This is a genomic window from Fontibacter flavus, from assembly GCF_042432905.1.
GTDB classification, from domain to species: domain Bacteria; phylum Bacteroidota; class Bacteroidia; order Cytophagales; family Cyclobacteriaceae; genus Fontibacter; species Fontibacter flavus.
In genome coordinates, this window is record NZ_JBHLWI010000037.1 from 119330 (window position 1) to 133008 (window position 13679).

Annotated in this window: 15 protein-coding genes; 1 reads left to right on the plus strand and 14 read right to left on the minus strand. The window is 37.9% G+C overall.

All coding sequences use genetic code 11. The features are described 5' to 3' along the window. Positions 1-10 precede the first annotated feature (10 nt). The 6 genes from ACFFIP_RS13600 to ACFFIP_RS13625 all read right to left on the minus strand — a co-directional run bounded on the left by ACFFIP_RS13600 (position 11) and on the right by ACFFIP_RS13625 (position 5159). Positions 11-343 carry a DUF4134 domain-containing protein gene (locus tag ACFFIP_RS13600; RefSeq protein ID WP_010611966.1) on the minus strand — a complete coding sequence of 111 codons (333 nt, stop codon included), beginning with the start codon at positions 341-343 and terminating at the stop codon, positions 11-13. Then, on the minus strand, positions 340-807 hold the full coding sequence (locus ACFFIP_RS13605; protein WP_382388197.1) for a hypothetical protein: 468 nt from the start codon (positions 805-807) through the stop codon (positions 340-342). Before ACFFIP_RS13605 ends, ACFFIP_RS13600 begins: the two co-directional genes overlap by 4 nt. Before the next feature lie 425 nt (positions 808-1232). Then, positions 1233-2159 (minus strand): L-histidine N(alpha)-methyltransferase, encoded by a 927-nt coding sequence (egtD, locus tag ACFFIP_RS13610; protein WP_382388198.1) that lies wholly within the window; start codon positions 2157-2159, stop codon positions 1233-1235. Between the two features lies 1 nt (position 2160). After that, positions 2161-3315, minus strand: a complete 1155-nt coding sequence (egtB, locus tag ACFFIP_RS13615) for an ergothioneine biosynthesis protein EgtB (protein ID WP_382388200.1) — start codon at positions 3313-3315, stop codon at positions 2161-2163. Between the two features lie 3 nt (positions 3316-3318). Next, positions 3319-4794 carry a BCCT family transporter gene (locus ACFFIP_RS13620; protein ID WP_382388202.1) on the minus strand — a complete coding sequence of 492 codons (1476 nt, stop codon included), beginning with the start codon at positions 4792-4794 and terminating at the stop codon, positions 3319-3321. Between the two features lie 56 nt (positions 4795-4850). Next, a complete protein-coding gene (locus tag ACFFIP_RS13625) occupies positions 4851-5159 on the minus strand; it encodes a DUF427 domain-containing protein (RefSeq protein WP_496385209.1) in 309 nt (102 codons plus the stop codon). A 376-nt stretch (positions 5160-5535) separates the two neighbouring features. Here ACFFIP_RS13625 and ACFFIP_RS13630 point away from each other — a divergent pair, with 376 nt between their 5' ends. After that, entirely contained in the window at positions 5536-5859 is a 324-nt protein-coding gene (locus ACFFIP_RS13630; protein WP_382388206.1) for a TraR/DksA family transcriptional regulator, read from the plus strand. A gap of 28 nt (positions 5860-5887) precedes the next feature. On the opposite strand, the gene ACFFIP_RS13635 is transcribed toward ACFFIP_RS13630, so the two are convergent. The 8 genes from ACFFIP_RS13635 to ACFFIP_RS13670 all read right to left on the minus strand — a co-directional run bounded on the left by ACFFIP_RS13635 (position 5888) and on the right by ACFFIP_RS13670 (position 13190). Next, complete coding sequence (locus tag ACFFIP_RS13635) at positions 5888-7417, minus strand: SulP family inorganic anion transporter (RefSeq protein ID WP_382388208.1); 1530 nt, start codon at positions 7415-7417, stop codon at positions 5888-5890. Positions 7418-7891: 474 nt separating this feature from the next. Continuing rightward, entirely contained in the window at positions 7892-8425 is a 534-nt protein-coding gene (locus ACFFIP_RS13640) for a DUF2062 domain-containing protein (protein ID WP_382388210.1), read from the minus strand. Position 8426: 1 nt separating this feature from the next. Beyond that, on the minus strand, positions 8427-9422 hold the full coding sequence (locus ACFFIP_RS13645) for a DUF6695 family protein (RefSeq protein WP_382388212.1): 996 nt from the start codon (positions 9420-9422) through the stop codon (positions 8427-8429). Continuing rightward, positions 9409-9951 (minus strand): hypothetical protein, encoded by a 543-nt coding sequence (locus ACFFIP_RS13650; RefSeq protein ID WP_382388214.1) that lies wholly within the window; start codon positions 9949-9951, stop codon positions 9409-9411. The genes ACFFIP_RS13645 and ACFFIP_RS13650 overlap by 14 nt, the downstream gene beginning before the upstream one ends. A 48-nt stretch (positions 9952-9999) precedes the next feature. After that, entirely contained in the window at positions 10000-11088 is a 1089-nt protein-coding gene (locus ACFFIP_RS13655) for a DUF3179 domain-containing protein (RefSeq protein WP_382388216.1), read from the minus strand. Positions 11089-11092: 4 nt separating this feature from the next. Next, on the minus strand, positions 11093-12139 hold the full coding sequence (locus ACFFIP_RS13660; protein WP_382388218.1) for a transporter: 1047 nt from the start codon (positions 12137-12139) through the stop codon (positions 11093-11095). Between the two features lie 16 nt (positions 12140-12155). Then, entirely contained in the window at positions 12156-12614 is a 459-nt protein-coding gene (locus ACFFIP_RS13665) for a thioredoxin family protein (protein ID WP_382388220.1), read from the minus strand. Positions 12615-12623: 9 nt separating this feature from the next. Continuing rightward, positions 12624-13190, minus strand: a complete 567-nt coding sequence (locus ACFFIP_RS13670) for a YceI family protein (protein ID WP_382388222.1) — start codon at positions 13188-13190, stop codon at positions 12624-12626. Positions 13191-13679: the final 489 nt, after the last annotated feature.

The following is a 13679-nucleotide window of genomic DNA, read 5'->3' on the forward strand; positions in this document are numbered from 1 at the left end:
AGAATGCTTTTTACAGACCGAAGAAGCTGGAAAGGACTGTAGCCACCAATACCAGAAAGATGCATGAGCCGAACCATGCCGTAGCCACTTTCCCGGTATCATGGTCACCACTGTTCCATTTGTTGTACACTTTGATGGCACCGATCAGCCCCACCAATGCCCCGATGGCGTACATCAGGTTGATGGCGGTCTGGTAATAGGTTCTGATGTGGTTGGTCGCATCCACAATTCCCGCAGTTCCGCTTTGGGAATATGCATTGTAGCAGCACAGGACAGATGCGATAAGTAGGAGAAGCAGGAACTTCCAGTTTCTTTGGGGACAGGTAGCAATGTTTACATTCATGGTTTTTGATTTTTATTGATAGGCATATTTTCAATGAGGGCTTTCCAGCGGTTTTCCAGTTCCTCATGGGTAATTTCCAGACCGATCTTCTTTGCCTCGGCATGGATACAGTTGTTGATGGCGTGCCTGAAAGCGGGGACTTTCAAGCCTTCGAAGGTTTCCAGCTTTTGGGTGATCTGGAACAACAGCACTTTTTTATCCTTTGACCGGGCAAAAGTGGGAATCACCTTCTCCCGCAAATCGGCGTTGATCATTTCAAGCTCACCAAAAGCCTTGGCAAACTGCGATTCGGAAAGAAGGATGCTTGTCTCAGGCTTCTCGCCTTTTTTTTTGGAAGGGATCTTCAATTCCATTTTGGCGGCTATTTCTTTCCCAAAGTAGCGTGCCGCCACATAGAGATAGTAGACCGTGAATAGGATTCCCAGAGCGAGGAAAAACTGTTCCCATGTAATTTCATTGAGCATAGTGATTGGTTTGAAGTTGAACTTTTCTGGTGCAATTGTGAAGGGCAAAATTCCCCTGACGGGATCGTTTTTTATCACACTGCGATTTGGAAGTGGGTCAAATTGATTGGCAAGAAATGGCTGACCCAGCCAAAAAATCCCCTGGGTTTTTCTTTAAAAAGCGTTTGGAATTATTATATTTATAGCTGAACCCTAATAGGTTAGCTTGAAAGAAGTACAGTACATATCGGAAAAAGAATGGATGAACCGGTTAAAATCCGACGATGAGGCCGCTTTTGCCCGATTGTATAAAGCCTCTTAAACCAAGCTGTATGGCAATATCCTAAAGCTGGTCAAGGATGAGGAAACAGCCAAAGAGCTGATGCAGGATGTTTTTTGTAAAGCTTAAGAGTAAAAAATATATTTTAAAAGAAAATTTTCTATTTCTATTTCCTCATCAAACTCAAGCTAAAGTATTCTTTTTGATCTGTAAAATGCCTATCCCAAGTGAATCCTGTTTGTGAAGCAATTTTATCCAGCTCCTTTAGACTGTACTTTTGGGAAATTTCCGTATGAATGGTTTCATATTTATCAAAGCTGATTTCCATTTCACCGATTTTTACTTTTTGATCATCCATACTGACCAAAAAACTCAAGGCAGATCCGGTAAGGGGATTGTAAACCCCATAATGCTCAAAAGCATCTAAATTAAAATCAGCATCCAGTTCTCGGTTGATCCTTTTCAGAAGGTTCAGGTTAAATTGTTTGGTAACACCTTCTCTGTCGTTATAAGCTGCACGGATCACATGGGGGTTTTTCTTAAGGTCTACTCCCATCAGAAAAAAATCACCGGGCCTTAGAAAATCATTGACAAACTGAATAAATTCCAGGGCTTGACCATTAGGAAAATTACCGATGTTACTTCCCATAAATAAAACCAATCGGGGATTGGTTCTTTCCTTAAGCAAATCCAAAGTATGAAGATAATCTCCGGCTACAGGTTCCACTTTCAAACCTGGAATCTGTTTTTGCACCAATTCCTTGTTCACTTCGAGAATCTCAGGAGAGATATCCATAGGTATGTAGGTAAGGTTTTCAAACTTAAGCTTTGCTTCCTCCAGCAAAATCACTGTTTTGGTACCATCACCTGCCCCCAATTCTATAATATCCAAATCAGAAAAAGGAAGCTCATTGAGTATATCAGCTGAACTTTCCAAAAGGATCTCCACTTCGCATTCTGGAAGGTAATATTCCTCCAATGCCATGATTTTTTGAAATATCCGGCTTCCCTCTTCATCATAGAAATACTTGGAAGGAAGGGATTTTTGAGACTTTTGCAGCCCTTGAATTACGTCTTTCAAAAAATTATCCATATCATTTCACCAATCTAAAACCTGAAAAAAGCCACCTGCAGGAGGAATGAAAGAAATTGCGGTAAGTTTTACGGCTATGCCCTTTTGGGGTAGCCACTGAAGCACCGCGGAGTACATTCTGATTGCTCATAAACTTGCCATTGTACTCTCCAAGAGCACCGGGTGCCTTTTCGAAGCCCGGGTAAGGCAAATAGGCACTGTAGGTCCATTCCCAAAGTTGCCCCCAGTTGAGCTTATCCCCTGCTACTTCCCATTCAAATTCGGTCGGCAAGCGCATCCCCTTCCACTCTGCATAAGCATAAGCTTCGTAAAAACTAATATGCTGTACGGGCAAGGATAAGTCCAGCATTTCAAAACCCTCCAAGGTGTATGAATACCATTCTCCTTTGTGCTTATGCCAGTATAAGGGCGCAGTAATGTTTTCCTTATTTATATAATCCCAGCCTTCGGACAACCAATAGTTGAAATCCTGGTACCCTCGTGCTTCAATGAATTCCAAAAATTCTCCGTTAGTAACCAGGTTTTCCGCAATTTCAAAAGGCCGGATCAGTACCTCATGTTGCCCAAGTTCATTGTCATAACAAAAGCCATCTCCACTGGCACCAATAGCATATACTCCGCCTTCCACTTTCACAAATCCCTTTTTCACTTCTTGGCTTAAGGAAAATCCTTCACCATAAACAGGAAATGTTGGCTGATTCCCGAGTATATATTTGATATCATAGACCAAAAGTTCCTGATGCTGCTGCTCGTGGTTGATACCGATTTCTATGACATCCCACACCTCTTGATCTGGATTCTTGTCCAAAAAATCCAGCATCTGTTCGGTCACATATGCCCTGTAAGCCATTACTTCCCTGACAGGAGGGCGGCTCATCAAACCTCTGTTTGGCCGGAGCACCCTTTCTCCTGCATTGTTGTAGTAGCTATTGAACAGATAAGCAAAGTCATCGTGATAGAGCTGATATCCTTTCGAGTAAGGTTCCAAAACAAAAGCTTCAAAAAACCATGTAGTGTGACCGAGGTGCCACTTGGGTGGGGAAACATCCACCATGGGTTGGGGAACATAATCCTCTATCTCCAGTGGTTCACAGATTTTTTCTGAATGACTTCTAGCTTCAACAAATCGCTCTCTAAGTCGTGAAGTTTTATTCATAATTCATTTTTTTCGAATCAAGATAATAACAAAATAAGCTGCCATTCCCAAAAACATCAGGCTGAAAGGAAAAGCAAAAACAATCAACATCTGCGAAACAGCCTCCAACAACGCTTCTTTCCCTATCAAAATCAATCCGATAGTAAAAAGCCCAATCATTAAACCCCAAAACAATCTATAGGTTTTGGAAGGCTCTACATTTCCCCGATCAGTAAACATACTTAGTACATAAATTGCAGAGTCCACAGAGGTGATCAAAAATGTAAAAACCAAAACCAGACCAATAATTTTTGTTATTCCGGCCCAAGGAAAGTAGTCCAGAAAAATAAAAAGTCCTGTATAAATGGATTGGAAGTCCTCAAAAGATGCTTTGCCGGATTGAATTAAATGAAAAGCACTTTGACCAAATATTGTAAACCAAATAAATGTACCTAAGGCTGGTACAATTAAGACTGCCAAAACAAATTCCCTAATACTACGGCCTTTGGAAATCCTCGCAATAAAAACCCCGGTGAAGGGAGCCCATGCAAGCCAAAATGCCCAATAAAAATAAGTCCAATCCTGTAAGAATTCTATCCCGACCTGATGGTTCCCTAAATTAAGTGACATGGAAGCAAACTCATAAACATAATTGCCCAGAATATTTAGAAATCCAAACTGAACACCTCCCGACCAACTCAAAATAGCTACTGATATCAAAAGTACTGTAGCCAGGCTAAGGTTGAAGTTCGAGAGGTTTTTGATGCCTTTTTGCATTCCCAATAATGCTGAAGTTGTGGCGATGACTGTAATCACTATTACCGCCATAACTGCTTGAAAGGCATTTGTCGGAATATCACCTAAAAAACCTATTGCCTCCAATAATTGCCTTGACCCCAAACCCAGTGCTGCAACAACTCCCAGTAGGGTACAGACTATAGTCAGAACATTCATCAGAACTGCCAAAAAACTGTATTGCACTTCGCCCGATAAAAGTGAGGAGCTGAGGGCCGCCGCTTTTTTTAAATAGAGTACATAAGCCATGATCAAACCAAACAAGCCATAAAAAGCCCAAGGAGTCAGTCCCCAGTGAAAAAAGGTGTACTGTAAAGCAAAATCACCTGTACTGAGGATCGATGATCTGGGCGGATTTTGAAAATAAAAAACAGGTTCCTGCACAGCCCTCAATAATAGGCCGGCTCCCATCCCTGTACTATAAAGCATGGCAATCCAAGAAAACCAAGAGTAAACCGGTTTTTCTTGTCTAAATCGGATTTCCCCCCATTTTGAAAAGGCTAATACAAAAAGTAGGATAACTGAAAGAAATCCCAAAGTCAGATAAAAGAACCCAAAATTTTGAAGTAGCATCACTGTCAATTCTCCAAGTTTTTCCTTAAAAAAATCAGGAAAAAGAAAAGCGAAACCCAAAAAAAGAATACAAAATCCCAAAACAGAAATCTTGGTAACTTTTTGAGGTTGTCTTAAAGCTTTTAAAATCATAGTGATGTTAAATCCTCTAATAAATGTGAACTATGATTTTCAATATAATTATAATATTATGGCTTTACTTCCACTCCCTTCCAAAATGCTACATAATTTTTAATTTCCCTTGCAGCAGGTTTGGTGTCCGGATAATACCAAGCAGCATCTTTATTGGTTTTACCATCTACTTCCACGTGATAATAGGAGGCAACACCCTTCCAAGGACAGGTGGTTTGTGTTTCCGATGGTTTGAAAAACTCCTTTTTAATTGTCTCAGCCGGAAAATAATGGTTTCCTTCTATTTGTATCGTTGTACCGCTCTCAGCAATGATTTGATTATTCCAGATTGCTTTCATTGTTTCAATTTTTTTTTGTACCTGTATCGATTAACGCCATTAGCAAAAATAGCAATCAAATCAATGTGTTTATTTAGATAAAACCACTTTCTCAACAATACCATTATATTTTGTCGGCAAATTGACATTTTTTAATTCATCATGATCAAAAGTAGACGCTCTTTTTTCCTTTGAGGTATAATTGGTTACCTTTTTAATCCATTTTTCTTAACTTTATCACATGTGTCAATTCAAGATCAAACTGTTACTTTTCATTTTGGGAATTGGTTTTTTCCCTTGGCAACTGGTATGTACAGCCCATCCTTTTGGTCATGACCATGATCCAACTGAAGGTCCAAGCCCTTGTGAATTGCGGAGAAGCAATTTATTAAGTTCAAACTCAAAAAATCTTTACTTTTGATATATGACAAGTGATGAAATTAAACAGAGATTTATTGACGAAATCTCAAAGACGGAGAAACTAATCATTGAGTATCAGGAAATGACAAAACCTGTCGTCCCTGACGTAGCTATTGGCCGAATTTCAAGAATGGACGCTCTCAACAACAAAGCCGTGATAGAATCAGCTTTAAGACAAGCACAAGAGAAATTAAATAAACTGAAGTATGTGCTTTCAAAAATTGGCAGTGAAGACTTTGGAATTTGTATGAAGTGTAGAACTCAAATTCCAGTTGGGCGAATTTTAATCAGACCAGAAAGTATGTATTGTGTAAATTGTGCAAAATAAAAAGGGCGGATAAACCGCCCTAACAATTTTACACATCATCAGTGACCACCTTATAAGTTGGGTCTTCCATCACATTAACATCAATTATCTCTTCTGCATTTTTCAGAAGTTGACGACAATCAGCACTTAAATGTTTTAAATGAACTTTCTTGCCAACTTTATGATAACGTTCCGTTATTTTATTCAAGGCTTCAATTGCAGACATATCGACAACACGACTTTCAGCAAAATCAATGATTACTTCATTTGGGTCGTTTAACACATCAAATTTTTCATTAAAGGCAGTAACAGAACCAAAGAAAAGCGGACCATATATTTCATAATGCTTAATACCGTTTTCGTCAATAGATTTTCTTGCTCTAATTCGTTTAGCATTATCCCAAGCGAAAACCAAAGCAGCAATGATAACTCCGATAATCACAGCCAAAGCAAGATTGTGTAAAACGACAGTTACCAAAGTAACCAACACCATTACCAATATATCTGATTTTGGCATTTTGTTAAACGTTTTTACACTCGCCCACTCAAAAGTTCCGATAGCCACCATAATCATCAGGCCTGTTAAAGCAGCCATTGGCACTTTTTCAATAAGTCCAGAACCGAACATAATAAAGACAAGTAGCATAATAGCAGCAACTATGCCTGACAATCTTGCTCTCGAACCCGAAGAAATGTTAATCAAACTTTGTCCCAACATTGCACAACCGCCCATTCCTGAAAACACGCCAGATAAAATATTGGCAGCACCTTGAGCAACCGCTTCCTTATTACCACGTCCACGAGTTTCAGTTATTTCGTCAATAATATTCAATGTCAATAGACTTTCAATCAAGCCAACGCCTGCAACAATGGCAGCGTAAGGAAAAATCAAAATCAATGTTTCTAAATTAAATGGAACTGACGGAATATGAAATGGCGGAAAACCACCTTGAATAGATGCAATATCGCCAACGGTTTTGGTATCAATTCCGATAAATGCAACTAATCCAAAAACAACAACAATAGCAGTTAACGAAGCAGGAATAACCTTTGTGAGTTTTGGCAATCCCCAAATAATTAACATAGTGAGCAATACTAGACCTAACAAAATATATAAAGCAGAGCCAGTTAACCAATTGCCCGAAACGTCTTTGAATTGGTCAAGTTGCGACATAAAAATAATAATTGCCAGACCATTGACAAATCCGAAAATTACGGGATGTGGAACTAATCGAATGAGTTTACCAAGTCTTAAAAATCCAGCAGACATTTGAATAATTCCTGCAAGTATTACCGTAGCAAAAACATACTCAACACCATGACTTTTTGCTAAAGCCACAATAACGACAGCAATTGCACCGGTTGCACCTGAAATCATTCCCGGACGACCTCCAAAAATGGACGTAACTAAACCAACAACAAATGCAGCGTAAAGGCCAGTCAATGGTGACAAGCCAGCAATTAAAGCAAAAGCAACCGCTTCAGGCACAAGAGCAAGGGCAACGGTTAAACCCGACAAGACTTCAGTTTTGTAGTCGACTTTTTGCGACAAATCAAATAAGTTAAAATATTTCTTCATTCAAAATTTTATAATGGTTAAACGGAAACGGAATTGAAAAACTCCGAGAAAGGCAAATCAATAAATCACTAGGAAATACTCTACTTCAAGGTGGAGTAACTTTGGGAAGATTGTATGTAGAGACTTTGAAATTCATAATCGGGTGCAAAAATACGAGTTTAAAGTTCATATACCCATGAAATGAATAAGTAATTTTCTCGAAACTAAAAATCGATAACCCTTTAAACTAAAGTGCAGGTAAACTCCATTTTATTCTTATTAATTTAATAAGAATATGTTCAGGTAATAATTTAAAAAGGGCTTCTATTCACAAAATTCCGGCTGCTATCTTTTTGGGATTTATTTTTTTCAAACAGTCAATCAATAATGTGATTGATCAATTTCCTTAATGCAAAATTTCTATTAGTAATAAAATACCAAACTACTCCTGTGGGAAAAATTTAATCCCAATATTTGGTATATAAATTTTTTTTACTATCCGCACCTTAATACTTGATCCTCTTTTTTTTGAACATCATAAGATGCAAAAGATTTAAGTTTTGACAATACTCTGGTTTTACAAAACAAATGGCTTAAAACCATATAAATTATAAAACCCAAAAAAGGTGCAACCAAAGTCCATAGAATTACTCCGTAAGCTAATCCCCAACCAAAAGTCTCTAAAATATGGGATATACGCTCTGTTATTAAAGTTTCAAAGTGCATGTTTTTTAGAGTTGCAGGATCAAACAGTGCATAGCCTGATTTGAAAAATATCGGCATCAACAGCAATTGAACAGGTGTAAATAAATAGCTGGTACTGACCAATACAGCCAAGTTCATCTTCAATCTAAGGGAAATCAAAACCAACATGACTGTAGTCACCCCATAAACAGGGAAAATACTGACCATAATGGCCACAGCCATGGTTTTGGCCAATTGTAGAGGGTGTAGTCCTGATCTTATCCAAGTGTGGAATTTTAACTTGATTTTATTTTTCCAGAACAGGGCAGAAAATGACTTTATCATTTCAATTGCTGGTTAATTGTAAGGTTTCAATTATTTCTTTGAAACCATCATTTTTAGACTTAGAATATTTCGATATCGGTTTCAATAGGATAAGGTTTCCTGCCTGGATAATTGTGATTTTTTCATAGTGGATTGGATAGCCCAATTCAAATGACGATTCAGGAAAAAAGTATTGATCCCCTAATGTTTCATATATAGCTGTAAATTCCAATTCTCCATTTGGACTGTATCTTCTAACTATGAATAATTCAGCCATTCGGGTAATATGAAACCAAGAGCCAGCACCTTCTCCTGCTAACCACTTAGAATTAGTAGGAATTGCAGGATGTATGACAGGTGTAGCAAGTACAGCGTCTAATTTTGATGGGCAAGAAGGAACCTCAGGAGGGCTTCCATTTATGGTCAAATACTTTCCCGCCGCTTTCACATTTCCTATTGGTGTAGGACTAAATGTCCACGGAAACATCAATTTTAACCAAGTGACAAAAGATGGCTTTCCTGCTCTGACAACATCATTGACAAATCTAGAACAATTATTGCCCTTGAAAACAAAAGGACCGTATGGAATAGGTGATATTTGCTGCAGATACATAGCTTTTTTATAAGCAAGACTAAAATCTACTTCTATTAATGAACCATAAAGGTTCCCCTTTCCATGGCAAGCTTTCCTGTTTTTTAATTCAATCAAGATTTCGGTCAAATTTAAAATCGATCCATAAGAGATATTCGCTTTTTGGGCCATTTTTAAATCAGGGTCCGTTTTCTCAGAGCGGACTCTACCGAAGCCAAAAGGAGTATGATACCTGCCAAAGTCAAAATAATGCAGCGTCCCATTATCTGCATTTACCAATACTACAGCAGCATGGCCTACTTGATAATAATGGTTTTTGCTGATACCCAACAACCCCAAGATTGGATCATACCAACCGCCTGCTTGTTTGCAGAAAGTTTGAGGCCACGCTAAAATGATGGCAAACCCTTTTTTATTTTTCAGCATGTTTTTTAGGTTTAAGGAAGTTGTCATTCTGTTTTAAATCATGATTCACTATGGTAGGATCTACACCAAAGTTTTCAGGTAACAGATCTTCAATTCCAAGAATCACACAAGCTATTTTGATCAAGACTTGATGATGATTACTATGTTCAAGATTATAAGCTAATTCTCTGAATAAAGTTGTCTCTATGGAATTTACATTTTCTTCTATGCCCTCTGAAAAGTCATAGAGCATGATCATATAGTTGTCTTTTTCGATGGCCTCAATTTGAAGATATATATCATCTATGGACTTGATAGCTATTTCTGGCTCTACTTGGAGTTCTACTTTACCATTTTTCCGAGTATATTCTACAGCTCCATAAGTCATAGACACCAAAGAAGCTTGATATTTTTCTAGAATTTTTCTGACTAGTTGGCCTATGCTAGCCCCAAATAGTAAAGGAATCGGCAATCGGTAAGCCTCAGGATCAATTTCACTAACCAAACTTCTGATTTCCATTAAATTACGCATGCACAATTCTTTCATCATTGTAGGTTTTTGAAGTTAAAACATGTATTTCAGTCAGGGTTATTGGTTTTAATTTTGATAAAGTAAAACGGAATTATAAAAAGGTGCAAAACTGAACCAATACCCAATCATTCGGTCAAATGACAGTAACTGCTGACCGATTCTGGGACCTGAAATAGCTCTCCCCAATATATCCCATGTATTTCCCTCTTGATCTCTGAGTATTTCAGCTCCATTTTGCAGAACTTCAAATTCCAGATCTGTACCATCTTCAAGCTTAGTTTTGAATGAAACAATGAAATTTTTCTCCTTATTTCCGACCACTACAATGTCATGGCCTAAAAATTCATCTTGAATCAATTCATTATTGGTACTGAATAATTCAATGCTGTAGGATTTGGCAATATCTTCTCCAAACAATGTCAATACCCTTTCTTTGGCAGGGAGCCTGGTGTCATTCTTACTGATAGGAAAAAAAATACTGTTGTTATTGGTTCTATAGTCACCATAAGGAAATCGCTGGTAATTTCTATTGTGTCCGGTATTTGTAGATACCACTTGGGTATTCGGATACATCTCTTTCCAAGTACCCCAGGTAGTTTCGACCAGATTGATTACTTCTGGTCTAGTACCTCTCAGCTTCCCTTGTACTGCCTTTAATGCCAACTGAGACCAATTGGAGTCGGTAGCCCTATCATAAGGAATAACATTGGTGTTGTAAAGCAGCCCAGAAACTCCGAAGGTTGTTTCATTGCCATCAATGACTCTATTCCATCCAATCCCTGTTCCTGTTAAGGGACAATAAATCACTGATACGGAAGTACTGTTGATTTTGTCATTGATGATTTCGTGCCAATCCAGAATCTTGTGGGAATAGGCCCGGATATCAGTTCCTTCCCCATAACCAAGTATTAAGTCATCATCATCCAAATATGAAGCCTGATTTACGGAGATGAAATTAGGGTTATTGATTGCCGGAATACCGTCTTTTCCGGGACCACCATCCAATACCTGACTCTGGGGAATCAGCCATTCATTATTACTATTCCCATCACCGGGTAATGGGGTAAGAAAATCATTACTATCCCTGGATTCGCATGATATATTCAAAATCAGCAATCCTGCAATCAAAATATTTACTTCAATTGAATTTTTCATAGTACTATAAATTTATTGGTAAAACATCTGACATATTTTTGAATGGGATATTGACAAATAAAGACAAGGTATATCTATATGTCGTTGTCAATTGTGTTCCCAAAAGGTCTCTATAGATCGGCAGCTCTACCGCAGCCCTTATGGCTGTGTTTGGGTTTAAGTTCAAATTGAATCCCGGTATCGCATAGATCCATTTTCCCCCTGAACCAGGAAACACATTTGCATCTATCAGATCCACTGTCTGACTTCGGTATCGGGTAAAGAGAAAAATATCTATTGGCCATTGGATGAATAAATTGTAGTTTAAGCCCAAGTTGAATTGGAAATCATCACCAAATTGATATCGCTGCACTTCATTGTAGCTATTATTGGCACCTGATTTTCTAAAAGTAACCACCGAAAGCACGCTTAGATTTGGATCATTAAAAATTTTGGATTTTTGAAGATAAGTCCACAAAAAACCATCAAGAGACCCACTCCCCGGCTGCATATCAGCAACCATTGTTAATCCATTTGGATTCTTTAAATCTGACCTTCCAGTGGGGATTTTAGGGCCTCCTCCTAATACCCAATGCCATTCAGGGTACTCTTCCGGATTTAATACCCTGTATTTCAATAGGAGAATGATGTCACCCAAGCCTTCTGCTTTGGTAAATTCACTGGCTCCTTGAAACCCCAGAATTCTCCTTTCCTGTCTTACATAAGGAATAAAAGCAGTTACTGCCCAATTATCAGAAATTCCGTAATTGATTTCTGTAATAATAGAGCGGGTCTGTCGCTCCCTGGTTTCATCCTCTAAAAGTGTTCTCCTATCCATCAGATCATGGATGATATTATTATCGTAAGTCGTTAAAATCTGAATAGATCTGGCATCAGCTGTGCCAAGACCAAGAGTTCCACCAACAGGAACTCCACCCGAGCAACAGGCTTGACTATATGCAGTAAAGTTTGGTATGGCTGCTAAAAATAATGTTAGGAGAAGAGCAGTTACTACTTTCATCGCATCCTCCACACTTCCCGAAGAGTCATAAGTACTTGATATTTTTCCCATTGCTGCCATGAAATTTTCATTGTAATTCTCGTATTGCTTTCCCTAATTCGGTGAATTGTTTAGGATTATGATAGCCTTTAGTGTGGGTAATTAGTTCTCCTTTTTCATTCAGATAAAGTAATGATGGAAATGCCCCGAGGTTGTACCTTTCCATCAATTCGGCTCCTTTGCCTTTTTCACCATCCAATGCCAGATTGATAAAGTTTTCATTGTAGAAGCGTGCGACTTCTTTATTTGAAAAAGTATGTAGTTTCATCATTTTGCAAGGACCACACCAGGTTGCATAAATATCAATGAAGATGGGTTTATTTTGATTTTTAGCAGCCTCCAAAACTTCTTCCCATGAACCTTCATAAAACTCCATTTTATTCCATTTTTCCAAGACGGGGGATTCTGTACTCGTCTTTGAGATAAAGGCCAGAGCTGCAAATGCAGCCCCGACCAATAGGGTAATAACAACTTTTTCTCCTTTCATCACCAACCATTATTTGCTGTATTCCCCTATAAAATTGATTTCAATATCTTTGGCTATATTGGATGCTGGCTTTCCTTTCTGAAAAGTGATTCCATAATCTGCCAAGGTAATATCAAACTTGCTTTCGGCTTTAATTCCGTTTGCTGCCACTGTTATAACTCCCGGCTTTTTGATTTGCTTAGTTTCACCTTTGATGGTCATTTCACCCTCTACAGTCACGTTATATGAACCTGGCTTGTCAAAATTTACTTTTGAGACATCTGCAATTTTCCCTACAAACTTGGCTCTTGGAAACTGCTTGGTGTCCAAAAAATCCTTATTGTTAAAATGCTTTTGCATCAAGGCTTTTTCAAATTCAAAGCTTTGCATAGGTACTGAAAATACCACATCACCGGTTTTTGTGTCGAGCGTGCTGGTTGCTTTATAATTATTAGCTGTGATGTCTTCTAAAGGTGTTGAAGAAAAAAACCATATATGGGTTTTCTGACTTTTCAAAACATCTTCAATGGGCAAGGAAAAGCTTGCCATACCTACAAAAAGGAAAATTAGAGCTAGACTGTACATTAGATTTTTCATGGTCTTCAATTATTTTGTTGATTAAATTAAATTTTCTGATTTACACTTGAATAGTCTGAGCTTTTGAAAAATCCTGACAGATTTTAAAAGAATTATTTGAAAAAAAATGTTGTGGTTATTTCGAATACAAATTATAATGGCTTCTTTCCTATAAAATCTAATCCCTAATATTTATTGTTTTGTGGTTACTCTACTATGTTAGATTTTAAAAAGCGTGATGTAATTTGAAAAAATTTAAAGTTCTACTATTGACTGGTTTGAATCAAATAGAAAATTAATTAAAGTTTCGAAAGAGCATATAGATTAAGTCACTCAAAAGTCTACAGAAAGTATTTTTAAAAAATATGTGTAAGAGTATACGAAGGGATAGTTCATTAAACTGTGTCTAAGGTTTAATCTTTCTTTCAGCCTACTGTCTTAGTTGCCTTAAGGCAACTAAGACAGTAGGCTGAAAATTCAGTTTTTTTGTGGCACCCTATCCGGGTACAG